This is a genomic window from Christensenella massiliensis, assembly GCF_040409835.1.
Lineage (GTDB): Bacteria > Bacillota > Clostridia > Christensenellales > Christensenellaceae > Christensenella > Christensenella massiliensis.
In genome coordinates, this window is the sequence record NZ_CP117826.1 from 1,728,753 (window position 1) to 1,752,222 (window position 23,470).

18 protein-coding genes, 2 tRNA genes and 1 pseudogene are annotated in these 23,470 nt (G+C 53.5%); 17 read left to right on the forward strand and 4 right to left on the reverse strand.

Annotation, left to right across the window (positions count from 1 at the left end; translation table 11 throughout):
• Positions 1–59: 59 nt before the first annotated feature.
• Positions 60–875 carry an AraC family transcriptional regulator gene (locus PUP29_RS08330; protein ID WP_079546310.1) on the reverse strand — a complete coding sequence of 272 codons (816 nt, stop codon included), beginning with the start codon at positions 873–875 and terminating at the stop codon, positions 60–62.
• Positions 876–1,102: 227 nt separating this feature from the next.
• Between PUP29_RS08330 and PUP29_RS08335 the strand changes: the two genes are divergently transcribed.
• The 10 genes from PUP29_RS08335 to PUP29_RS08380 all read left to right on the forward strand — a co-directional run bounded on the left by PUP29_RS08335 (position 1,103) and on the right by PUP29_RS08380 (position 11,570).
• A complete protein-coding gene (locus PUP29_RS08335) occupies positions 1,103–2,566 on the forward strand; it encodes a sugar ABC transporter ATP-binding protein (RefSeq protein WP_079546309.1) in 1,464 nt (487 codons plus the stop codon).
• A 298-nt stretch (positions 2,567–2,864) separates the two neighbouring features.
• On the forward strand, positions 2,865–4,379 hold the full coding sequence (locus PUP29_RS08340; protein WP_353422970.1) for a sugar ABC transporter ATP-binding protein: 1,515 nt from the start codon (positions 2,865–2,867) through the stop codon (positions 4,377–4,379).
• Entirely contained in the window at positions 4,376–5,344 is a 969-nt protein-coding gene (locus tag PUP29_RS08345) for an ABC transporter permease (RefSeq protein ID WP_079546306.1), read from the forward strand. The genes PUP29_RS08340 and PUP29_RS08345 overlap by 4 nt, the downstream gene beginning before the upstream one ends.
• A 13-nt stretch (positions 5,345–5,357) precedes the next feature.
• On the forward strand, positions 5,358–6,338 hold the full coding sequence (locus tag PUP29_RS08350) for an ABC transporter permease (RefSeq protein ID WP_079546305.1): 981 nt from the start codon (positions 5,358–5,360) through the stop codon (positions 6,336–6,338).
• A gap of 48 nt (positions 6,339–6,386) precedes the next feature.
• Positions 6,387–7,547 carry a sugar ABC transporter substrate-binding protein gene (locus PUP29_RS08355; protein WP_353422971.1) on the forward strand — a complete coding sequence of 387 codons (1,161 nt, stop codon included), beginning with the start codon at positions 6,387–6,389 and terminating at the stop codon, positions 7,545–7,547.
• A 124-nt stretch (positions 7,548–7,671) separates the two neighbouring features.
• Positions 7,672–8,904 (forward strand): M24 family metallopeptidase, encoded by a 1,233-nt coding sequence (locus PUP29_RS08360; RefSeq protein WP_079546303.1) that lies wholly within the window; start codon positions 7,672–7,674, stop codon positions 8,902–8,904.
• Between the two features lie 145 nt (positions 8,905–9,049).
• On the forward strand, positions 9,050–10,063 hold the full coding sequence (locus PUP29_RS08365; protein WP_353422973.1) for an ABC transporter permease: 1,014 nt from the start codon (positions 9,050–9,052) through the stop codon (positions 10,061–10,063).
• A complete protein-coding gene (locus tag PUP29_RS08370; RefSeq protein WP_353422974.1) occupies positions 10,060–11,121 on the forward strand; it encodes a substrate-binding domain-containing protein in 1,062 nt (353 codons plus the stop codon). The genes PUP29_RS08365 and PUP29_RS08370 overlap by 4 nt, the downstream gene beginning before the upstream one ends.
• Before the next feature lie 72 nt (positions 11,122–11,193).
• Positions 11,194–11,284: transfer RNA gene (locus PUP29_RS08375), tRNA-Ser, on the forward strand.
• Positions 11,285–11,476: 192 nt separating this feature from the next.
• Positions 11,477–11,570 (forward strand) — tRNA-Ser (locus tag PUP29_RS08380).
• Between the two features lie 108 nt (positions 11,571–11,678).
• Here PUP29_RS08380 and PUP29_RS08385 read toward each other — a convergent pair.
• The 3 genes and pseudogenes from PUP29_RS08385 to PUP29_RS08395 all read right to left on the reverse strand — a co-directional run.
• Positions 11,679–11,891: pseudogene (locus PUP29_RS08385) on the reverse strand (tyrosine-type recombinase/integrase); the annotation flags it as partial.
• 31 nt (positions 11,892–11,922) lie between these two features.
• A complete protein-coding gene (locus PUP29_RS08390; protein WP_079546300.1) occupies positions 11,923–12,648 on the reverse strand; it encodes a CvpA family protein in 726 nt (241 codons plus the stop codon).
• Positions 12,649–12,675: 27 nt separating this feature from the next.
• Entirely contained in the window at positions 12,676–13,788 is a 1,113-nt protein-coding gene (locus PUP29_RS08395) for a hypothetical protein (RefSeq protein ID WP_079546299.1), read from the reverse strand.
• 162 nt (positions 13,789–13,950) lie between these two features.
• On the opposite strand from PUP29_RS08395, the gene dapF reads away from it, so the two are divergent.
• From dapF to PUP29_RS08430, 7 genes are all read left to right on the forward strand, one after another.
• Entirely contained in the window at positions 13,951–14,751 is an 801-nt protein-coding gene (dapF, locus tag PUP29_RS08400; RefSeq protein WP_079546298.1) for a diaminopimelate epimerase, read from the forward strand.
• Complete coding sequence (locus tag PUP29_RS08405) at positions 14,726–16,396, forward strand: CCA tRNA nucleotidyltransferase (RefSeq protein WP_079546297.1); 1,671 nt, start codon at positions 14,726–14,728, stop codon at positions 16,394–16,396. The genes dapF and PUP29_RS08405 overlap by 26 nt, the downstream gene beginning before the upstream one ends.
• Positions 16,397–16,437: 41 nt before the next feature.
• Positions 16,438–17,346: an alpha/beta fold hydrolase gene (locus tag PUP29_RS08410; RefSeq protein ID WP_079546296.1), complete on the forward strand. Its 909-nt coding sequence runs from the start codon at positions 16,438–16,440 to the stop codon at positions 17,344–17,346.
• The gene (locus PUP29_RS08415) at positions 17,343–18,782 is read left to right on the forward strand and encodes a DnaD domain protein (RefSeq protein ID WP_079546295.1); all 1,440 of its coding nucleotides are present in this window, start codon (positions 17,343–17,345) and stop codon (positions 18,780–18,782) included. The genes PUP29_RS08410 and PUP29_RS08415 overlap by 4 nt, the downstream gene beginning before the upstream one ends.
• A complete protein-coding gene (locus PUP29_RS08420; protein WP_353422976.1) occupies positions 18,772–19,686 on the forward strand; it encodes an ATP-binding protein in 915 nt (304 codons plus the stop codon). Before PUP29_RS08415 ends, PUP29_RS08420 begins: the two co-directional genes overlap by 11 nt.
• 187 nt (positions 19,687–19,873) lie before the next feature.
• Complete coding sequence (locus PUP29_RS08425; RefSeq protein WP_353422977.1) at positions 19,874–23,239, forward strand: hypothetical protein; 3,366 nt, start codon at positions 19,874–19,876, stop codon at positions 23,237–23,239.
• On the forward strand, positions 23,236–23,442 hold the full coding sequence (locus tag PUP29_RS08430; RefSeq protein WP_079546292.1) for a hypothetical protein: 207 nt from the start codon (positions 23,236–23,238) through the stop codon (positions 23,440–23,442). Before PUP29_RS08425 ends, PUP29_RS08430 begins: the two co-directional genes overlap by 4 nt.
• The last annotated feature ends 28 nt before the right edge of the window (positions 23,443–23,470 follow it).

The window sequence follows — 23,470 nt, forward strand, 5'->3', positions numbered from 1 at the left end:
ATCGGTCAGAAGCAACGGCGCATATACAGAATAATGAGCGGCGCAGCCACGGAAATGCGTTATATTTTTTTCTGCATCTTTTTGCGGTATTTTCCGGGACTCATACCGGTAAAGCGTTTGAAAATAATATTAAAATAATTTGCGTTCGGATAACCGACAAGGTTCGAGACCTCGACCACAGTATAGCTCGTCTGCAGAAGCAATTCAGCGGCGATCTTGATTCGCGTTTTGATCAGATATTGGATGGGCGAAATGTCGTATTTTTCTTTGAAAAGGTGAGCAATATGAAAAGGGCTGACAAAGAAAATATCGGAGAGACTGGAAAGCGTTATATTTTTTTCGTAATTATTTTCAATATATTCTTTGATTCCGGAAAGGAGAGAGGCAGGCTCCGCGTCCGCGTCATTATCCATCAGCTTGCGCTGTAAAAGGATCAGCAAATATTCGATCAGTTTTCCGGCGGCAGTCTTATAGTCAGGACGTTTTTCCGATAATTCTCCATGGACCTGAGTAATGATCCCGGTCATGGTGACGGTGGAATTGCTGCGAGGCAAAAGTGTTTCATTGGAAATATAAGGCAGGCGGCCTTCCTCCCACCCGGCGTATTGAAAAGAGGACAAATAAAGTGTGATCAGCGTACACGAATTTTCGCCTGAGAAAGACAGACGGTACGAAAGTCCGGGTATCAAAACAATATCGCCGCTCTCAAGAGAATAGGAAATACCGTCAAACCATGCATTGACATTCCCTTGCTGCACTAAAACAATCTCTGTTTCAGAGAGATCTCTGCGTTCTATATCGAAATTGTTTTTCAGGGTGACCTGGTTTGAAAGGACCTGAGGCGGTTTTACCAAAACTGGGTGGTTTAAATTCATTACTTGCACCTCTTGTTTGTTGCACCACACTTAATTTAGCATGCAAAAATAATGAAAAACAGTAATTGGGGGTATTTGCGCAATAATCTTGCATAGATTCCACAAGTTTATTCATATATGAAAGCCCGGCGCCCCGTTAGACTTGAGCGTGGGAGGATATGCTGCGGTATATATAAATGAGATGAGAGAATGGATCAAAATTACGGTATACAAGGGGGAGATCAAAGATGCTGCTCGCCATGAATCATATCAACAAATCATTTTCCGGAAATCCGGTACTGAAAAATGTAGTGTTTGAGCTGGAGAATGCCGAAATACACGCGCTTGTGGGTCTTAACGGCGCAGGGAAATCCACATTGGTCAACATCCTTTCGGGCGTATTTCCGGCGGATAGCGGAATCATTATCCTCGATGGGCGCCGGATAGCGTTTGAAAGCCCGCGGGAGGCTCTTGCGGCAGGGATCTTTACGGTATATCAAGCCACGAACCTGCTTCCCGATCTTACAGTTGCAGAGAATATTTTTTTAAACGGCATGCAAAAAAAGCACGGACTGATCGACCATAAAAAAATGGAGGAAGATGCGCGCGCTCAATTTGAAAGGATGGGCTATAAGCTTGAGGCAGCTAAGAAAATCAAGGAGCTTAGCATCAGTGAGCGCTATATGGTTTCTACTGCCCGGGCCTATCTTTCCAATGCCCGGATTTTTATTTTAGACGAGCCCATGATCAATCTTGCGGCGGCGGAAAAGGAAATATTCGTACGCTTTATGAAAGAAATGCGCGCGCAGGGGAGGTCTATCATCTATATCACACATAATATAGGCGAGGTGCTTTCGCTGTGCGACCGGGTGACAGTGCTGCGCGACGGAAAAAATGTGGCGGTATGCAGTACGGAAAGCCTTTCTGAAAACAGGCTCAGTTATCTTATTTCCGGAAATGAATCCCTTCGCCTGTATCCGCCCAAGACGGCGCGGGAGGACAAGATATTGCTGGAGATCAGCCATCTCAGCCTTGAACCAGTGCTGCATGATATCAGTTTTCGTCTATACGCCGGAGAGATCCTTGGCATCACAGGGCTGACAGGCTCGGGACGGACAGCGCTCATCAAAACGATATTTGGTGAATTTGAAAAGGATTCAGGGTGCCTTAAGCTGCGCGGCGAAGAACTCGAGCTGAAAAATGCGACGGACGCGGTAAATCATGGATTTGGGTATGTGAATGAGAACCGTATGGACGCGGGCCTGTTCCTCGATATGGGAGTAGCCGCCAATCTTACGATCTCCGCACTTGAGGATATCCGCAGGGGAATATTCCTTGATCTTCGGCAGGAGATGGAAGAGGTTGTGGACCAGTCTATTGAGCTCAATCTTAAAATGGACAGCCTGCATCAGGAGATCCGTTTTCTGAGCGGCGGGAACCAGCAAAAGGTGATGGTGGGACGTTCTCTTATTTCGAACGCAAGCATCCTGCTGCTCGACGAGCCGACAAAGGGGATCGACATTGTCTCGCGCAGCGAGATCTATATCGTGATGAACGAGCTTGCCGCAGCCGGAAAAGGGATCATTCTCGTTTCGGCGGATATGGATGAGCTGGCAGGCCTGTGCGACCGCGTCCTTGTTTTAAAAAACGGACGGATCACGGCGGAATTGCAGGAAAAAGAGTTTTCCTGTCTGGCGGATATGCTGGCATAATGCCTTTGCGCCGTCCGGCGGAAAGGGAACAGCTTTGTTTCTGAAAAATACATATTTTTGCGGCCATGCGCAAGAATACGAATAAAAAGCAGCGGGAAAAAGACTTTGCAAAAACAGCGGAAATGCTTTTCGGACCGCTGTTTTTTTATATAAGACGGGAATATTTTCACCGCAAGAATCAGAAGAAAGGCAAGCAAGTCTGTTTCTTGTTTCAGGAAAAGAGGACGGATAAGATAGAAACATCTACCGAAACCGGAAATCGACAGATGGAGCGGAGGATAAAAAGGGAGGAAAAGACATGGAAAACGAAAATCGTGCCTTTATTGAAATGACAGGAATTACAAAACGTTTTCCCGGTGTCGTCGCACTCGATGATGTTTCACTCACCGTAAAAAGGGGAGAGGCTGTTGCACTTGTAGGGGAAAACGGCGCGGGGAAATCGACGCTGATGAAAATGCTGTCGGGTCTTTATCATCCTGACGATGGGGAGATCCGGGTAAACGGCGAACCGGTCAGCATTACGGACCCAAAACGCGCGCAGGAACTGGGGATCAGTACGATCTTTCAGGAGCCGTCTTTAGCCCCACACCTGACTGCGGTGCAAAATATCTATCTTGGGCGGGAAGAAACAAAAGGAAAAGGGATCAAGCGGCTGAATGAAAAGAAGATGCTGGAAGAGACGCAAAAGCTATATGGAAAATTCTTTCCGACTGTAGAGGATGTACAAATACCAGTCAGTCAGCTGGGAGCGCTGAAGAACCGCGTAATAGAAATCGTGAAAGCCCTTTCGATCCAATGCTCTCTCGTCATTATGGACGAACCGACGGCAGCTCTTGCAGAGCATGAACGGCAGGTCCTGTTCGACTTTGTGCATATGCTGAAAGCGCAGGGCATTGCCGTTATCTATATTACGCACCATCTGAGGGAGCTGTTTGGGCTTGTGGACCGTATTGTGGTCATGCGCGACGGAAAAAAGGTATCCGAAGTCGAACCGCAGGATACGGATGTGGACGACCTTGTGGCAAGGATGGTCGGCCGGACGATTACGAATTACATCGTAAAGGAAACAGTTCCTGTTGGAGACGAAATACTCCGGGTAGAGCATCTTACGCGTAAAGGCGTGATCGAAGACGTTTGTCTGCATGTTAACAGGGGGGAGATCGTAGGGCTGGCCGGACTTGCAGGCGCGGGACGCACGGAAACGGTGCGCGCGATCGTAGGAGCCGACCGCGCTTCGGGCACGGTTTTGGTGGATGGAAAGGAATGCCGTATTGCCTCGCCGAAAGAAGCGATCCTCAATGGGATCGGTATGCTGCCTGAGAACAGGAAGCTGCAGGGCGCCCATATCGAAATGGATGTAAAGGATAATATCACTATGGCCAATCTTCGCGAAGTATTGGCGGGAAACTTTATTCTTGAAAAAAATAAAGAGATCAAAACGGCGGAAGACTATGTTCAGCGCCTTGGGGTGAAAACTCCGACGATCTATCAAAAAGTAAAATCGTTATCCGGCGGGAACCAGCAGAAGGTCATCCTTGCAAAATGGCTCTTCACCAAGCCGCAGGTGCTCATCTTCGATGAACCGACGCAAGGCATCGATATAGGCGCTAAACATGAAATATATAATTTGATCGCGGATTTTGTAAAAGAGGGAGGCGGAATATTGCTCGTGTCTTCCGAGCTGCCGGAACTCATGGGCCTTGCGGACCGTATCTATGTGATGCACCAGGGAAAAATCGTGCACGAGTTCGCCCGTGCGGAAGCTACGGAAGAAAATATTACACTGTATGCATCGGGAGGACATGAATCATGATAAAGAAACATATCATAGAAAAAAATACGGTGAAAAAGTTTGACGAACTTGGCATCCTGATCGTTATGATCGCGTTATTCATCTTTCTGTCCATTGCCTCTCCGTTCTTCCTTAAGATCGAAAATATCCAAAACCTGCTGCTGCAGTCGGTATTCGTTATGCTGGTAGGCTTTGGGATGATGTTTGTCCTCACGATAGGAGGAATAGACCTTTCCGTTGGCTCGATCCTCGGATATTCAGGAGCAGTCACGGGAATGATCATCGCGTCGGGAGGCAATATTTTTCTGGGGATACTGGCCGGGCTTGGGACCGGCGCTGCGTTTGGACTCGCGAACGGCCTGCTGATCACGAAACTAAAAATAGCGCCCTTTTTAGTAACGTTCGCAATGCAAAGCGTCGTGCGGGGCATACTGCTTCTGTCTACGACAAACGGCGCTGTCAGCGGATTTGCTGCGGAGGAATTTACATATCTCGCGCAAGGTTATTTTCTTGGCCTGCCTATTCCGGTCGTTATTACGGTCATAGTATTTGTGATATTACTGTTTTTATTCAAATTTACGAGCTTCGGACGTAATGTGACAGCCATTGGGTCGAACCGGGAAGCATCGTTCCTGTCAGGCGTATCGTGCGACAAAATTACGATCGGCGTATATATGCTGTCCGGCCTGCTCGCGGCACTTTCCGGAATTCTGCTCGCGGCACGGCTTACTGCGGTCCAATCGGAAATGGGAAGCGGATATGAGATGGACGCGATCGCTGCCGCCGTGATCGGAGGCACCAGCATGGCAGGCGGAAAAGGCAGCATCATTGGCGCGATCATCGGTGCGGTCATACTGGGGATGATCTCCAACGGCCTTGACCTCCTGTCGGTCAACCAGTTTTACCGTCAGATCATCGTAGGCGCGATCATCATTATCGCCGTAGCGCTTGAACGGTTCACATCGCTCAAAAAAGAACGGGTTTGAAGGGGGAATAAACATGAAACTCAATGCCGCAACGGAACTCGGGACAGGTAAGATAAAAAAGAAAATAGACCGTCAGCTTATCGGGCTTCTGATCTTTGTCGCCGCTATGATGGTGGTCATGACATGCCTGTCTGAAAGCTTTCTCACCGTATCAAACCTTACGAATGTATTTCGGCAGTCCGTGTTCATCATGCTGCTCGGCTTCGGAATGACCTTCGTTCTCACCACCGGAGGTATCGACCTTTCCGTAGGCGTTATGCTCGCGCTTTCGGGCGGCATGACGGGCTGGCTTCTTTCGATGAACGTTAATATAGTTCCCGCCATCGCCGCCGGTCTTCTGATCGGGGTACTGGTAGGCGCAGGAAACGGCCTGATGATCACAAAATTGCACATCACGCCGTTCATCGCGACACTTGCCACGATGAGTATCGGCCGGGGCGTGATGTATGTGTGGACAAACTCCATTCCATTCCGGAATTATATGGTGGGCGGATTCCGGTTCATTGGGCAGGGGGATATCTTGGGCCTCCAGTTTCCCATTATCATTGCAATCGTGGCTTTCATTATTTTGCAGTTCGTATATCGGTGCACACCGTTTGGACGGCATGTGACCGCCTACGGAAGCAATGAGGAAGCGGCGAAGGTTTCCGGGATCCATACGGATAAGCTTTTGATCAAAGTATATGCCTTATCCGGCCTTATGGCGGCGATAGCGGGCATAACGCTTGCATCCCGGCTGGAAACGGTTCATCCGGAAATGGGAAAAGGCTATGAGCTTGATGCGATCGCCGCGGCGATCATAGGAGGCACGAGCCTTTCGGGAGGAAAAGGCAGTCTTGTCGGAACGGTTTTGGGAGCGTTTATCATCTATCTGATCAGTAACGCATTAAACCTTCTTAATATTGACCCGGATTGGGAAACGATCGTAAAAGGCATCATTATTTTGATCGTGGTCGGAGTGGAATTCCTAAGTCACAGAGGGAAGAAAGAGTAGGGTTTGCATATCCATTATGCATTTAGAAAACAACAGGAGGAAGAAACAATGAAAAAAAGGTATTTCAAGGTATTGGGGCTCACCCTCGCGGTGCTTCTCGCCATGACGGCAGTCCTCGCCGGATGCGGAAACGTAGATCAGCCCGTGTCTGATGGCGGCGGCACATCTGATGGCGGCGACGGGACGGCAGCCGTATCTTCGGCAGCGGGAACATGGCAGTGGGGCGACCCGGCATGGGAGGCGGCAGTGCGTGAGCAGGTAGAGGGAAAGACATTTAAAATCGGCTTTACCCCTCCGGCGGCATCCGAGTTTTATGACATTATCATGCACGGCGCATATACGATGATGAATGAGCTTCATGACCGTTTCGGTGTAAACTTTGAGTTTGAATTTGTAGCGCCGAGCGAGCATGACGCCGTGGAATCTCAGGTCGCTACGATAGAAAACTGGGCGACAAAGGAATTTGATGCGGTCCTTGTATGTACGGCGGGCGATTTTGATTCGATGAACGCCGTTTATGAAAAAGCAACGGCGGCGGGAACGGCGGTGTACCTGTTCAATATGCCGGCGGAGCTGTGGGATACGGATACCATCAAGGCAACGTCTGTTATCAGCTATGACAACGCACGGCAGTCCGGTTATCTGGTAGGACAGTATGCGGCGGAGAAACTGAACGGAGAAGGAAAGGTACTCTTTATTTCCGGAAACGACGGGCACTGGACGACCTCGCGCCGTGAAGGCTTCATGGAAGCGGTGGCGGAATATCCGGGTCTGGAGATCGTAGGAGAGCAGAGAGGAGAATATGTACGCGACGAAGGAATGGCTGCGGCCGAGAATCTGCTTCAGGCAAATCCGGATGTAGATTTTATCTATGGGGAAAATGAAGAGATGGCACAGGGCGCGGTACAGGCGGTAGAGGCGATGGGCCTCAAGCTGTGGGACGGCAACGAAGGCATTATCGTCGTAGGTGCGGACGGCCTGAAATCAGGATTTGAACAGATCAGGAACGGCGGGCTTACCGCAACGGTGGATGTAGGCAGTGTAGATCAGGGCCGCGAGGCGATCAAAGCGATCTTTATGCATGAGCTGCTGGGTTACAGCATCGATAAGGTCATCAATGTTCCGACGATCCTCGTGGACAGCGAAAATGTTGCGGTTCCCGAAGCGTATGTAGATTGGGCGCTTTCAGCGCAAGAAGCATATAACTAAAGGCTCACAGGGATAGGCGGGGAGCGCGTCCGGCAGAACGGAAGCGCCGGACGCTGCTCCGGGCCTGAAAGAAGACGATTTGCCGGAAACGGCAAAAACAATAAAAAGTCAAAGGAGATACAACATGATTTCAAAAAAGACAAGAGATATGCTGCCGGGGAAATTCGAGCAGCTGATCAATGAGAGCATTTGGGACGGATTTGCGGAAACGATCACGGGCGCAGAATATAAAGCGCGCGTCGAAATGGTAAAGGGAAAGATCGAGGAGGAAGGATGGGATGCAATGCTCGTGTTCGGCGACTGCTACCGCATGAGCAATATTCGCTGGCTGGTCAACTACCGTACCATAGACGGCGTATATCCGCAGCCGGAGATCGTATTCCTCGCCCCGGGAGCGGACCCGGTATTCTTCCTGCCTGACAGCCAGATCCGTTCGGCGCATGAGGAATCCGCCATGAAATATATGGGCGACGACATCCGGGAGATCCGCGGCGAGCTGAGCAAATTCCTCGCGGATTACAATACGAAGAAGCCGCTCAAGAAGGTTGCGCTGTGCGGTTACACCTATTGCGACCTTGAAATATGGGACGAGATCAGAAAAGGCATTCCGGACGCGGAAATCAAGCAGAGCCAGATGATCGAATATTACAAATCTATCAAGACGGAAAAGGAACTGCGCACGATGCGCCGGGCGGGCCGTGTGGCGGATATCGGCGCACAGATGCTCTATGATGTCATGGAAGACGGTATTACGGAAAAAGAAGCGCAAAGCTTGGTTTATGCCGCGATGTTTGCGTCAGGCGCTCATAGCATCGCATTTGATATTATGGTGCAGACAGGCGATAACCTGCTGTCCCTTTTCAAACGGCCAACAGATAAGCCGATCATGCGCGGCGATCTCGTTATGATGGATCATGGGTGCAGGATCAACGACTATTGCTCCGATTCTGCCAGAACCTATGTATTCGGCGATGCAGCGAAAGAAAAGATAGAGCTGCTCGAGAAACTGAACCGCGTATTTGAAACGGGACTTGAACAGATTTGCGCAGGAATGACGGGGCGCGAAGCAGATGCAGTTATTCGTGCAGCGGCAGATAAAGAAGGAATTACACAATTTATCGTATCACCGAGCGAAGGACGTCTGGGACCGCATGGAACAGGCATGGATCCTGAAGAAGCGATGCCGATCATCGGACCGGATTCGGACGATGTGCTTGTAGAAGGACAGACGTTCGCATATGAATTGTCTGCGATTGACGAAAACCTGACGGGCGTACGCACGGAAGACCCGATCGTCGTACATAAAGACGGTATGGAACCTCTGACGAATTTCCCGCGGTTCAGCTATAAACCGTAAACAGTTCCTTGCTAAAAACAGCCGTCTCAAAAGAGGCGGCTGTTTTTTTTTAGAAAAGACAAATCCGCAAGAATGTTAGTTTTTTTGAAAAGCCTTATTTGCTACAATGACAAAAAAGGAGCGTAAATAAAGAGGTAACCATGCTATGAACGGGCGTGACATATTAAGTGCAAGGGGAACAGGAGGACAAAAGAATAAAACTGCTTTTTTGAAAGACAATGCCGCAATGATCGCGCTTCTTGCTGCCGTGCTGCTGCTGATCGTTTTTTTCGCACCACAGTTTTTCAGGATACAGAATATTACAAATGTTGCCCGGCAGGCATCCACAACAGGGATCATTGCGATCGGCATGACGTTTGTTATCATCACCGGAGGGATCGACCTGTCTGTCGGCGGCGTACTTGCGGTAGCGGGAATCGTTTTTTCTGTTCTTACAAAATCCGGCTATGGATTATGGGCTGCAGTACTGTGCGCAGTGCTCCTTGGAGCAGCCGTAGGGATCATCAATGGTTTCGGATCCATATTTTGGGGGATACAGCCTTTTATTATGACGCTCGCCACATCTTCGGTGACCGGAGGGCTCGCGCTGCTTTTGTGCGATGGGATCCCTGTGGAATTTACTACTGTGGAAAGTCCGGTGATCGATTTCTTCGGGAACGGAAACGTAGGTCCTGTTCCCGGACCATTTGTACTTTTTGCCGTGCTGGCTGTGCTTTCGGCGCTGGTGTTAAGATATGTTCCTTTCGGAAGATATGTTTACAGCGTAGGCAGCAGCTTTGAGGGAGCGCGGCTTGCGGGGGTACGTACGACACGAATTATTATGATCGCCTATATTATATGCGGCATATGCGCGGCCTTGGCCGGTATCGTGACAGCGTGCCGGCTGTATGTCGGACATCCGGTAGCGGGAAGTACCGCCGCGCTTGACAGCATTGCCGCTATTGTGATCGGAGGCACCAGTCTTTCAGGCGGCAAAGGAAGTGTGATCGGAACTGTAGTGGGAGTACTGCTGATGACAGCGGTCGCAAATCTGCTGAACCTGACGGGTGTGCCGACCTATATCCAACAAATCGTCAAAGGCATCATTATTATCCTTGCGATCCTGCTTTCCACTAAGGGATTGAAACAACGCATGAAGGAAGCGTGGAGGGGTCTGTGAAGAGAGCTGTGATCATAGCCGCAGCAGTATTGGCGGCATTGTTTTTTCTATCATGTGTACATACGGTACAATCGCCTGTTAGCCGCTCTGCGGAAGGAGGGGAGACTGTGCTCTATACTGCGGATGGGAAAGCAGTCGATTTTGGTATCTATTGCAGTACGGATGCGGCAGAGGCACTCATGCCGGAAAGACCGCTTGATGAATATAAGGGAACGATGGGCGTGATCGTTTCTTCTATGCGTTTTCCATACGGCGGTGGAACGAAAGTTATGGCGGAAGAAACATTGAAGAAATATTTTCCAAACATGGACTATGTGATCGGAAACGGAGACGGAGACCCTGTTGCGCAAAGCGCCCTGATCGATGATTATATTGCAGCAGGCATTGACGTTCTCGTGATCGATCCGGTAGAAAAAGAGGCGATGGTACCGGCTTTCGAACGGCTGAAGGAAGCGGGAATACCCGTAGTATGTATAGACCGTTATGTGCCGGCAGATTATGAAACCGTAGTAAAAGCGGACGATGTAAAAATCGGCCAAAAAGCAGGAGAAGCAATGGTAAAACTTTTGGGCGGAAAAGGAAAAGTGGTAGAAATACAAGGCGCTCCGGCAGCATCTAATACGAACGACAGACATATTGGCTTTATACAAGGGATCGAAAATTCGGAGATCGAGGTGATTGCCGAGCCATACGCGGATTTTTTGCAGACGCGCGGCCTTGGAGAGATGGAGGACCTTCTGCAGCGCTTTCCGGACGATAATGATATCGATGCGATCTTCAGCCAATCGGATGTAATGACAATGGGGATCATACAGGCGCTGAAAGCCGCAGGGAGAGATATCCCTATCGTGAGTATCGATGGGCAGGAATCGGCGCTTGACGCGGTGAGGGCGGGAGACATCGATGCAGTGATAGCTTATCCGATCCCGATGCCGGCTGGAATTTTTGCGGGCGCAAAAGTAATGGTAGGAGAGGCTGTTCCAACTTATATTGAGCTGGAGTGCCCGGTGATCACAAAAGAAAATGTTGAAGAATATATTGGATATTCGGGTTATTGATATGGCCGAACCGACGTTTTTTGCTTGACAATGCGGGTCTCAGTTTGCTATACTATTAAAGCATATTTGGATGGAGAGATGGTCGAGTTGGTTTAAGGCACCGGTCTTGAAAACCGGCGATGGTTTACCCCATCCGTGGGTTCGAATCCCACTCTCTCCGCCATATTAGCGGCAGAAGTGGAATGCGGGCCTAAGCAAAAAACCGGCATATTTGTTTTTTGGATTCGAACCCACGTGGGTTCATGCAAAAACGAGCCGGAGGCGAAGTTTGCGCTATCCCACTCTCTCCGCCATATTAGCGGCAGAAAGCGGAATGCGGACTGAAACACAAGTGAATAGGGAATCAAATTCAGTTGGAGAAGTACCCAAGTACGGCTGAAGGGGCTCCCCTGCTAAGGGAGTAGGCTGGGGTAACCGGCGCGAGGGTTCAAATCCCTCCTTCTCCGCCAAACCCGCTGTATAAGCGGGTTTTTTGTTGTCCTCTTGGGAATACCTCCGTTTGAAAATGGCAGTACGTGGCGTAAAAAATCGTCCTATTACACACGTTTTAGGAACATTTAAAAGTGTTTACGGCATTTAATGTCAGGGTGGATATAGCGTTGTGCTGTAGAAATATTTGCGTGCCGCATTACCTTTTTTATGACGGCTGGCGCGACCTTATTTCCGAGGGCAAGGGCCGTTGCCGTTGTATGGCGGCAGGCATAGAGAGTTAGGTCTCGGCACTGTGCGGCGCGAAGCGTCTCGTCAAACCTGTCGTAAAAATCATTGCGCTGTTTGTTTACACTGTTTTTCGCCGCGGCGCTATATCAGCCCGGATATCCCGCCGAGCAGGAAATTCGATTCATAGAAGAACGTCGCCATGGGGGATGCCTCCAAGATGGGCGTGACAAAATCTGCGGGCAGGGAGATCATGACGACGGGCACGAGCATGAATACGGCAAACATGCCGAGGAACCCGCGCAGTACGCCGACCGCGCCGCCCAGCGCAGAATCGAAGCGCCGGAGAACGGGAAGCGGAGACGCATAGTTGACCGCGTTCACAAGGAGCGCGATCACGATGCGCGCGACAAGGTAGATCACGAGAAACGAAAAAATATTGACGACGATATTGGTGGTCGTATACCCGAAATATTCCGAGACGGTATGGAAGCCCTGCGGCTCGAACACCTGATTCGTCATATTCTCCGTAATGAGCTTATCAAAGGGGAAGGGCATATTCGCCTGCGTCACGATGTCGCTGATCTGCGCCTGCGACAGCGTGGATACGGCAAGATTGCCGGATTCCTTCAGCTGATCGACCCCGTTGGTAAAATAGAACAGGAAATTATAGAAAGACCCCTTGGCGATCGCCTGCGACAAAAGAGGCGAAAACAGAAACCCTACCAGCCACGAAACGGCCATTCCCACCGTGTTGGTGACGGAGATCAAAAAGCCCTTGTGGAACCCTTGCAAAATATAGATCGCAATCAGGAACAACACGATCCAGTTGAGATTGATGATGCTGAGCGTATCGCTTATCGTATCCATAAAACCTCTCTATGTTCGTTTGCCGGGTCATTTCAGCTGCATCAGATAGCTTTTCCCGTCCTTGTCCCAGCAAACGGCAAGCGTATCGGAAAGCTGCTTTGCCCCCGTTAAAGTATAATCCAATTTTGTCTGCTTCACAAGCTCGCCCGAAAGACGGTATTCCACGACCGCACTTTCCGTATAGGCAAAGAGCGTATCCTGTGTGACGGCGATGGCGAGCGTTCCCTGCGGCAGATAGAAGATCGTTTCGGAAAGGCCGCCCGAAAACAGCTTGACAGATTCTATGGAGCCCTGCGCGCCGCGCGGCGCATAGGCGAGCGCGATGGAAGCGCCGTCGATGCTCGCGTACTCCGGTTTCCAGCCATAAATGAGCGTCTCCCCCTGTTTTTCACCGAAGTAGTTGTAGGAGAAGAGGTCGTTCGTGCCCGAAGCAAAGATGGTATCGGACGTGATAAACACGCGCTCGAGCACCTGCGTATTGTTTTCGATGCTGCTGGTGGGCGAGCCGTCGTTTTTATAGGTGGAGATATAGGAAATGGGAACGACGCCCGACGTATCGAGCGAAAGAGACCAAAGCATGTCGCTGTCCCCGGTGAACCCAAAATCGAGCACCTGCCGCGTGCCCGCCTCGACCTGCCCGATCTGCTCGCCTTTCGTGTTGAGCAAGGTGAGGTAATAAAGCGTCCGGCCGGATTCGTCCGCTGCGCCCGTAAGGACAGCGATGGTGCTGTTGCCGCAGCGCACGTCCATCACGCTCGAGGCTACAGCCGTGGTAAACAGCTGCTCCCGTTCGTAGGAATACGCCTTGATGTCTGCCTGAAACCATGTGCAGATGAGGGAATCCGACAGGGCATACTTCGAATTTTCGGGATCGAGATTCATCTCCCACACTGCCGCGCCCTTTTCATCCCTCAGGTGCAGCGTGCCGTTTTCTTCATATAAAATACCCTGCTCCGTCATCTGCACATTTTCGGGCAGGACGGTCTCCGTTTCCCGCAGAAGGGGGCTGAACGGAGAAAAATCCGTAAAAACGGAAAGCAGGAACAAGACGCCTGCCGCAATACCCAAGGCGGCGGCGATCCAGACGATCAGCGTGATGAGTCTGCGCCGTTTTTTCCGGCGCGAGGGTTTCAGATACATAGCCGTTACTCCAACCAAACGATCGGCGATAAACCGATTTTAATCTATTGTACCATAAAATGGGAAAGGAATGTGATATAATATGTTAAAATACAATGAACAGATCTGGAAAACACCCCGCGCAGGGGGAACCCTGCGTGCGGGAACGAAAGCGAGGATACGATGCATATCACAAAAATGCATGGACTGGGGAATGATTTCATTGTGATCGAGGGGCGTGTGGACGATGCGTCCGCACTCGCGCGGGCGCTGTGCCCGCGGCGGCTCGCGGTCGGCGCGGACGGCCTGCTGCTCGTCGAGCCGAGCAAGCGTGCGGACGTTCGGATGCGCATCATCAACGCGGACGGCTCTGAAGCGGAGATGTGCGGCAACGGCGTGCGCTGCTTTGCGCGCTATGTGTACGACAGGGGCATCGTGAAAAAAGAGGAAATGGAGATCGAAACGCTTTCGGGCGTCGTGCGCCCGCGGCTCATTGTGGAAAACGGCGGCGTGGCGGCGGTGCGCGTGGATATGGGCGTGCCCTCCTTTGCGGCGGAGGACGTTCCCGTGCTTGCGGAAAACGCGCTCGGCTTCGAGGTATGCGGGGTGCGCGCGGCAAGCGTGCTGTGCGGCGTGCCGCACACGATGGTTTTGGTGGACAGCCTCGCGGATACGGACGTGGACGGCCTCGGCCCGCGCATTGAAAAAGACCCGCTGTTCCCGCGCGGGACGAACGTGAATTTTGTGGAGCTTGCGGACAGAAGCACCGCGTATATGCGCACTTGGGAGCGCGGCGCGGGAAGGACACTTGCCTGCGGAACGGGCGCGACGGGCTGCGCGGCGCTGCTGCACAAAAAGGGGCTTGCGGACAGCGCGGTCGATATGCACGTGCAGGCCGGAGTCCTGCACATCGAGCTTGCGGAGGACGGCCGCGCGTTCATGACGGGCGCGGCGGCGTATGTGTTCGAGGGAGAGACGCTTTAAGCGCCGGACACGCGGAAAACGAGCCGCTTCTGCGGAGCCGTGCGCAGGGCTTCCCGGGATCCGGACGCTTCTTCGGCATACAGGCAAGGGGCAGGAGCCATATATCGGGCGGCGGAGCGAAGCGGGCCTGCCGCCCCTGTTATCCTGCGGCGCATGGGATATCCGATTTTACCGGGCTGGGGGCGCATGGAACCTCGAGATACTCCGGCGGCTGCTTTTGCAGAGCAAAACAGAACGTCTTTCTGTTCCGCCCACAAGAGGAAGAAGAGAAAAAGAGATGGAAGCACACATCGAACGTTTTTTTAAAATATGGAGCGAAGCGGGCCTGCCCCCCTGTTATCTTGTGGGCGGCTATGTTCGCAACTGCGTTTTGAAGCTTGCGGGAACGGACCTTGATATTGCCTCCTCTGCCCCGCCGCAGGCGCTCTGCGCGCTTCCGGCCCCAGAATTCTTGGTGGAGGAACGTGCCTTTGGCCTTGGAACGGTGGTCGTGAAGCAGCGTTTTGAGGGGCGGCTCTACACGTATGAATATACTGCGTTCCGCTGCGACAGCTATGGACGGGGCGGCGCGCACGCGCCGCGGAGCGTGCGCTTCACGGACAGCATGGAGGAGGACGCACAGCGCCGGGATTTCACGGTGAACGCACTTTACATGGGCGCGGACGGAAGCGTGCTCGACCCTACGGGCCGGGGGCTTCGCGCGGCGGGAGAGGGCGTGATCGGGCAGGTGACGGACGGCACGCTTTCCGAGGACGCGCTGCGTATCCTGCGTATGGCGCGCTTCGCGGCCGAGCTTGGCTTCACGGTAGAGCAGGCGACATGGGAATGCGCGCGGGCGCATGTGGATGGCCTTGCGGATATCTCGCGGGAGCGTATCCGCGACGAGCTTGTCAAGATCCTCATGGCGGATGTGAAATACGGAAAAAAGGACGGCGTGCTCCGCGGCCTGCACATGCTGAAAGAGCTGGGCGCGCTTTCCGATATCGTTCCGGCGCTCGCCGAGGGAGACGGCATGGAGCAGAATGCGCAGTATCACGCGTACGACGTACTGGAGCATTCTCTGCGGACGTGCGCGTGCGCGCCGCCCGACCTCATAACGCGGCTGGCGGCGCTCCTGCACGATGTGGGGAAGCCGGGCGTATTCCGGGAATACGGGAAGATGTATGGGCACGATAAAGCGGGTGCGGAAATCGCGCGCGCAGCCCTGCGGGAGCTGCGCTTCGATGCGGACACGACGGACGCGGTGTGCGCGCTCGTCGGGGCGCACATGTTCGACCTCGATAACGGCGCGAAGAAAAAGGCGGTAGTACGGCAGCTCATGCGGCTGGGGGAGAGGCAGTTCCTGCGCCTTGCGGATTTGCGCGAGGCGGATTTCCGCGGCTCGGGCAAGGGAAACCCTGCGCTTTCAGCGGAAAAATGGCGGAAAACGCTGCGGGAGCTGAAAGAAAAGGGGGCGCCCATCACGCGCGCGCAGCTCGCGGTGGACGGGAACGACATCATGCGCGAGCTTGGCCTTGAACCGGGCAGGCAGGTGGGAGAGCTTCTTTCCGCGCTGCATGCGTATGCGCTGAAAAAACCCGCGCAAAATAGCTACAAAAATCTGATCAGATATGCTAAAATAATAAATACTTATGAAAACAGATAAGCGGGCGGCAAGGCCCGTACCGATATTGGGAGGAAGCGGCAGTGTTTGAACCGATCAGCATCACGAAATTTTTGAACAGGGAGCATGTGGGCGAATATGCCGACGTGGAATTTGATACCTATGTGGACAACCACGGGAAAGAGGATGTGGAGGATATCCGCCTGCCCATGCACTATTTTGAAGCGGGGGAGGGCGAGCCGCTCATCCTCGTGCACGGCATCGGGCAGTCCCTGTATGCGTGGCGCAATAATTTTGAGGAGCTTGCGAAGTCCTTTCATGTTTATGCGGTGGACCTTCCGGGGCACGGCTTTTCCGGTAAGCCGCAGATGAGCTACAGCATCGAGGAATTTGCGCTGGCGCTTGAATCCTTTATGAATGTAAAGGAGCTCCCGGCGGCGCACTTCTGCGCGTTCGGCGAAGCGGCGGCCTATGTGCTGGATTTTGTGATGCACAACGTGAACCGCGCGGGACGGCTCGTCTTTATCTCGCCGATGCTCACGGGCAGCGGAAACGGCGCGATCAAGGCGAAAGGGCTTCCGTCCATACTCGGCATGACCGCCGGAAAGATGATGCTGTCTGAAAATACGGTGCGCGGGGTGCTCGAGGACTGCTATTTCGACCGTACGCTGGTCACGGACGAGGTAGCCAAGGAATATGCGATGGGCCTTATGGAGCGCGATTTCAAGGTGATCGCGAAAATGTGCGTGGGGAATTTCATCGACGACGAGATCAAGCAGAATATCCATTCCGTGAAAAATCCGATGCTTATCATCGTCGGCGCGGAGGATAAGATCACAGGCGGGCAGAAGAGCGAGTTCCTACAATATCCGTTCGCAGCGGCAAGCTCGCTCACGGTGCGCAACTGCGGCTTCTTTGTGAACGAGGAAAAGCCGGATAAGGTGAACGAGGCGGTCGTGGAATTCTGTAAGCCGGGGAAACAGGGGAAATGATCAAATTTGCGTTGGATGAACAGGCCACAACGCCTGTTCCGACTGTATTTTTAAAAAAATATATGTGTGACGCACCGGCGGATTATGTGAAGGTCTATTTGTATGGCCTGTGCCTCGCAAACGCGGGCACGCAGCTTTCGGATGTAGAGCTGGAGGCGGAGCTGCACATGACGGCTTCGCAGATCGAAGCGGCGCTCAATTACTGGTGCCTCAAGGGCCAGATGAAGCGGAGCGGCACGAAATATGCGTTCATCATGCCGGACGGCGGCGTAAAGGAGGAAGAACCGAAGCGGCGGCGCGCTCCCCTTTATGAAATGCAGAACTTCAACAATATGCTGCGCACAGTGCTCGCGCGCGACCTTTCGCCCGCGGAGCTGAATAAGATCTACGACTATACCGACGTGTTCGGCCTGCCGCAGGACGTTGTGCTTGCGCTGGTGGAATACTGCGTGGCAGAGCGCGGCAACCGCATCAGCGTGGCGTATCTCGACAAGGTGGCCGAGGGCTGGGCAGAGGAGGGGATCAACACCCTTGAAAAGGCCGAGCAGAAGATCGAAAGCTATAAGGCGGTGTCGGGCGGGGCGAACCGGCTGATGCGGCTGATGGGTCTGCACGGAAAATATCCGGGCAAGACCGAAATGGACCTTTACAACAAGTGGACGGAAAAATGGGGCTTCACGCATGAGGCTATCGAGTTTGTGATGAAGGGCAAGGAATTCTCCAAAGACCAGCCGTTCAAATATCTCGACGCCATCCTGCGCTCCCTTTACGACAGGGGCATCACGTCCTCGCGCAAGATAAACGAATTCTATACCGCGCAGAAGGAGCGCAGGGCGAACATCAAGGCGATCCTCACCGCGCTGAAATATTCCCGCATCGTGGTCGCGCCCAAGCACGAGCAGTTCTACGACGAATGGCGGGCCGCAGGTTTTTCGCAGGAGATCATCCTGCTTGCGTGCGCGCAGTCTGTGAAGCTCGGCAGCCGCCGGTTCGAGTCGGTGGACGGCTTTTTGAAGGAATGGAAGCAGCAGGGCCTCGGAACGGAGGAGGAGATCAAAAAATATCTGCGCAAGCAGAACACCATCGACCGCAAGATCGCGCAGGTTTATGAAAGCGCGGGCGTCACGCGGACGATTGGCGAAAACGACCGCCGCACCTATCTGCGGCTGACGCAGGAAAAGGGGCTCGCGCACGACGTGTTGCTGTATGCGGCGGAGTACAGCTCTCTGAAGGACCGTCCGTTCGAATATATGATGAAGGTTTTGAACCGCTGGGCGGAGGAGGGCGTGGATACGCTCGAAAAGGCGCAGAAGCAGAATCTCAGCAACCTGTTTGCCAAGGCGCCGTCCGCAATGGAGCGCGAATATTCCGAGGAAGAAAAGAAAAAGCGCAGGCAGGACGCCTATGCGGATATGGAGCGGCTGTATGGCGAATAAAACGGTACTTGACCTGCTGGAGGATTTTTCCCTGCGGCATGCGAAGATCGAGCAGGAAAACGACCGCCGGAGAAGAAACGACGCGGATATTGAAAAACTGGAGGAGAAAAGGCGCGCGCTGCTTGCGGAAAAGCTGAAGCGCGCTTTTTTGGCGGAGGACGTTTCGGTTTTTGATGAAGAGATCGCCTCCATCGAGGCAAAGCAGCGGGAGATCGCGGAAGAAAAAAAGCTTCTGCTTTCCTACCGGTGCGCGGCCTGTCAGGATACGGGGCTCGCGGGCGGTCATTACTGCGGCTGCTTCCTGTCGGAGGTATATGCCAAAATTTACGGCGCGGCGGACGTTTCCACGCTCCGCGAACGGTTTGAATATGCAGATATGTCCCTGTTCGACGGGGAAAAGAAGCTCGCCATGGGCAAAACCCAGCGGGAGCTTGCGGAGCTCGCGTATGGCATCTGTCAAAAATATGCGGACGCGTTTCCGGATACGGCCCGCCTGAACCTGCTTTTGCGCGGCAAGGCGGGGCTTGGCAAGACCTATCTTCTGCGGTGCGTGGCGGCGGCGGTGCGCGCGCGCGGCTTCGACGTATGCCTCATCCGCGCGGGCGAATTGTTCGGCGCGTTTTTCAGGCACCGCATGGGCGAGGAGATGCCTCTTTCGTTTTTGCAGAATGCGCAGCTTTTGCTGATCGACGACCTCGGAACGGAGCCCATGACGCAGAACGTGACGACGGAATACCTCTTCGACCTTTTGAACCGCAGAATGGAAGCGGGCCTGCACACGGCGGTCGCCACGAATTTGGAAGACCTGCAGGGGCGGTACGGCGAGCGCATTTCATCGCGGCTTGAATCGCGCGAATGCGCGGTGCTTCTGCTCGACGGGGAGGACCTGCGCCTGCAGCGGTAACATGTCGGGTAATGTCGCACAGTTGTCCTGTATATGGTCTGTGTTTTGTGGTAAAATAGTATCGTCGGAAAAATAGAAAAAATAAGAACGAAGAGCCTTTTCAGGGCTCTTTTTTGTTGCGCCGAAAAAGGAGGGAGAAACAGGCGCGGAAACAGCACTGATGAAAAAAGAACGGAGGGAGAGAAACATGGCGGTAAAAAGCAGGAGCGGGAAAAAGAAGAAGATACGGGTGACGGCAGGGAATATCCGGAACGGGGGAAGCAGCCAAAGACAGGCGGGAAGCAGACCGAAAAAGGAACCGGAGAGCGGCGGAGCATGGGTAACGGCGGGGAGCACATGGCGCACGGAAAACGGAGGCAGGCAAGCCGAAGCGGCAAGGACAGAGCAGGAGAGCGGGAAAAACGAACCGCGAAGCGCGGGCATTTTTGTATATAGCCCGTTAGAGGTCATGACTTCGTGGCGGGAAAAAGAAAAGACAACAAAGGATGCGGAACAGCCCAGCCAAAAATCATGGAGCGCGGCCGCACAGCTTCCGGCCGCGCCGGGGAGCTATCTTCCGGGAGCGGCGCGGGACCAGACGGCAGCGATGAAAAATATGACGGAGGGAATCCCGGCGGGGCAAAGCGGAAATAAACCACAGAATAGTGGAAAGCAGCCCGCGGGGAGCGTATGGGTGACCGCGGGGAACATCGGGAACGCGGAGAAAAGCCGGCGGATGCCGGGCAATGCGGAAAAGAGGGGGAAACAGTCCGGCGGGCAAGCGCAGGAGCCGGGGCTTTATGAAAAATGGTATGTTGCGGAACAGAATTATCGGGCGTTCAACGAGCAGCTTGACGAACAGATCGCCGCGCAGGAGAAAGAACTTAAGCCGGGCTATACGGTTTACAGGCCGACGGAGGAGGAACGGGAGCAATGGTTCCGGGAGGCAATGGAAGAAGCGGGGCTGGAGGATTATCTGGCCGCGGGAATGCCGGATTATTCCGATGAGGGATACCTCGACTATGCGGCACAGGCAAACAGCCTGAAAGAAGACTGGGCAAAGCTCGACGAATATGACAGAGTCGCCGCACAGGAACGAGAGGAGCGAAAAAATGAAGAGCCGGAGTGGTGGGAATATTTTGCGCTGCCCACGAGGACGGCATACAAATACTGGAAAAACGGGCAGCCGGAGGATGCATATACGCGTGCGCAGAGCTATATCAGGCAGGATCAGAGGGTGAAAGACCTTGAAGCGGAGCTTGAGGCGCTCGAAGCGCAGATCAGGGAAGCGCCCGCCGGCACAAAGGAGCGGCTCGAGGAAGAGAAGGACGAGGTGAGCGGACAGCTGGATATGCGCCGTGCGCAGCTGACGCAGTATGCGCAGGAACGGGTCGCCGGAGAATATGAGCAGATCGCCCAGGACGCGGATTTTGCGGAGCTTGCCGCGGCGGGCGCGGCAAAGGGCGGGAAGCTGGAGGCGGTCAGAGAAAACCCGGTGGGGAGCGCGCTTCTTTCGGCGGACGCCGCGCTTTACGGAGCGATGACGCAGGAGGAGCAGGATATTTATCATGCGCATCTCGCGCGCGGAGGGGAGCAGGAGGCGAACGCATATTTTGAGTCGATCCGGGAGCGGCTGAGCGGCCGCACCGCTGCGTTCGGAGAGGATATGCTGGAGAAGATCGGCTCGGACGAAGCGTTTGAGAAAACGGGGCTGCCGGAATTTATGAAGCCGGTCCAGCAAAGTATCGTACAGACAGCAAAAGGGGCGACGTCGTTCCTCGCGGGGGGAACGGAGGCTGTGCAGGGGCTTGGACAAACCGCGCGGATGGCATTCCTGGGGGAAGAAGCGCCGCTTCCGCAGAGCTATCTTCAGAAAGCGCAGCAATTATTCCGCGAGGATATGGAGGGCGCGGAGGCCGTGGTGAACGATATTCTTTATGGGATCGGCGAAATGCTGCCTGCCGTTGCGGTAGGCGTTGCAACGGGAGGAGCGGGAGCTCCGGCAGCGGTGAGCAGCGCGGTCTCGTCGCTTATGACGGCGGGCACCTCCTTCGGCTCGACCTATTCACAGGCCCGGCGGGAGGGGAAGGAGGCGGGGGAAGCGGCCTCTTACGCTCTTCTGACGGCGGCAAGCGAAGCGGCGCTGCAATATGGGCTTTCGGGTGTGAAAGCGATAGGCGGGAGCGCGCTTTCGCGCACGCTCGGAAAGAAGCTCAATGGAGCGCTGGGGAAGCTGGCGTCGGGAAATCTGGGGCAGCGGTTTGCAGGAATGGCGCTGAAAAACATCGGGCAGAACGGCGGGGAGTTTGCAGAGGAATACCTGCAAAGCGTGATGACGCCTTTTCTGCGCAATGTGGCATTTGGAGAGCACAACGATATACAGGCCGTGAGCGAGGACGCGCTGTATGACGGTATGGTGGGGTATCTGACCTCTATGGTGATGAACGTGCCGTATGTGGCGGGGCGGCGGGGCGCCGGAGACGGAGAGGCGGCGCTTGCGATAGCCGATGCGCAGCGGATCATGGGGAGCGAACAGGGGACGCTTACGCCGCAGGAGCAGACGCTGCGCAGCGGGCTTCTGGAGGCAGTGGAGACAGGCAAAATAAGGCCGGAGGTACGGGAGGCGCTGCCTGTTTCGGAAAACGACAGCATTGCGGCGGCACAGGTGCGGATCTGGGCGGAAAACGGGAGGCTGAACGAGACGATCGGTCTGGAACAGGACATTGGAACGCTTGCGGCGGAGGAGCAGGCGCTGTGCCGGGAGGTGCAGGAGGCAGTGGAAAGCGGCCGGGTGACGGCGGAGCTGCGGGAGAAGCTGGGGCTTCCGGGGAACGAGCGCGTGGCAGCAGGGCTATTGCGGACATGGGCGCAGGATGGAACGATCGCGCGGCTGATAGAAGACGTACAGGCCGGGCAGGCGAGAGGAGAGCTGGAAAGGAGGGGAGAGTGGAGCAACGGAGAGGCGCATACAGATAGATTGGAGCCGATTGACATCGAAAGGAAAGCTTCGGACGATACTGTTTACAGGGAAATCGTGCTGTCGGAAACCTACCAGCCCTATAAACAGTTTGGAGATGAAGCGGAGTATGAGGCCGTTATACGAGAGTATAATATGGAGGGCGCGCCGGAAAGCCTTGCTGAATACAACGAATTGCGGTATACTGACCCAAAAGAAGCGTATCTGCTGGACAAATATATACGGGCAGTGGACAAGGGAGATATATCGGTTCTGGTAGGCTATGAGCAATACCAAGCTGTAGGGGAGCAAATAGACGAGCAGCTTGTGGGGCAGCGGACGCAGGACGGAACAGAGATCAAAGGCTTTGTACCGCACTTTGTGGACAGGATCATAGGTCAGCAGGCGGCAAATGATATTCCAATGCCCGGCATGCGCCGTGGCGTCGCGATAGAAGACGCGCTGGAGGCGTTAAGGAATCCTGTTAAGATTGAACTTGTTGAGAGCACAAGCGGATTAAAAAGTATGATATATCATGGAGAAGTTTGCGATGTAACGATGAATCCGGATACGGGAATGTTGATTCAATGTAATCCATCTAAGAGGAGGAACAAATGATAAGATTAAATCAAGAGCAGATTAGCTTTATTAAAGAAAATTTTGAAAATTGGGAAGAATTACTAAATAGTGCTGATATAAACGATATATTAGAAGCAGTTCAAAGGATTATGATATACAAAGGCTTCGATGCGAACTATGATTTGAATGATTTCGGACGGGAAGCGCAGCGGGTTTATGACAGCATCTATTACAACAATTAAATAGGGATAAAAGAGAAAAAGGGAGCAT

Coding starts and splice junctions, on each gene's coding strand:
- PUP29_RS08415 (WP_079546295.1), top strand. CDS start 17,343: ATGATCAAATTTGCGTTGGATGAACAGGCCACAACGCCTGTTCCGACT.
- PUP29_RS08340 (WP_353422970.1), top strand. CDS start 2,865: ATGGAAAACGAAAATCGTGCCTTTATTGAAATGACAGGAATTACAAAA.
- PUP29_RS08420 (WP_353422976.1), top strand. CDS start 18,772: ATGGCGAATAAAACGGTACTTGACCTGCTGGAGGATTTTTCCCTGCGG.
- PUP29_RS08405 (WP_079546297.1), top strand. CDS start 14,726: ATGTGTTCGAGGGAGAGACGCTTTAAGCGCCGGACACGCGGAAAACGA.
- PUP29_RS08425 (WP_353422977.1), top strand. CDS start 19,874: ATGGCGGTAAAAAGCAGGAGCGGGAAAAAGAAGAAGATACGGGTGACG.
- PUP29_RS08430 (WP_079546292.1), top strand. CDS start 23,236: ATGATAAGATTAAATCAAGAGCAGATTAGCTTTATTAAAGAAAATTTT.
- PUP29_RS08395 (WP_079546299.1), bottom strand. CDS start 13,788: ATGTATCTGAAACCCTCGCGCCGGAAAAAACGGCGCAGACTCATCACG.
- PUP29_RS08345 (WP_079546306.1), top strand. CDS start 4,376: ATGATAAAGAAACATATCATAGAAAAAAATACGGTGAAAAAGTTTGAC.
- PUP29_RS08335 (WP_079546309.1), top strand. CDS start 1,103: ATGCTGCTCGCCATGAATCATATCAACAAATCATTTTCCGGAAATCCG.
- PUP29_RS08350 (WP_079546305.1), top strand. CDS start 5,358: ATGAAACTCAATGCCGCAACGGAACTCGGGACAGGTAAGATAAAAAAG.
- PUP29_RS08365 (WP_353422973.1), top strand. CDS start 9,050: ATGAACGGGCGTGACATATTAAGTGCAAGGGGAACAGGAGGACAAAAG.
- PUP29_RS08355 (WP_353422971.1), top strand. CDS start 6,387: ATGAAAAAAAGGTATTTCAAGGTATTGGGGCTCACCCTCGCGGTGCTT.
- PUP29_RS08390 (WP_079546300.1), bottom strand. CDS start 12,648: ATGGATACGATAAGCGATACGCTCAGCATCATCAATCTCAACTGGATC.
- PUP29_RS08360 (WP_079546303.1), top strand. CDS start 7,672: ATGATTTCAAAAAAGACAAGAGATATGCTGCCGGGGAAATTCGAGCAG.
- PUP29_RS08330 (WP_079546310.1), bottom strand. CDS start 875: ATGAATTTAAACCACCCAGTTTTGGTAAAACCGCCTCAGGTCCTTTCA.
- dapF (WP_079546298.1), top strand. CDS start 13,951: ATGCATATCACAAAAATGCATGGACTGGGGAATGATTTCATTGTGATC.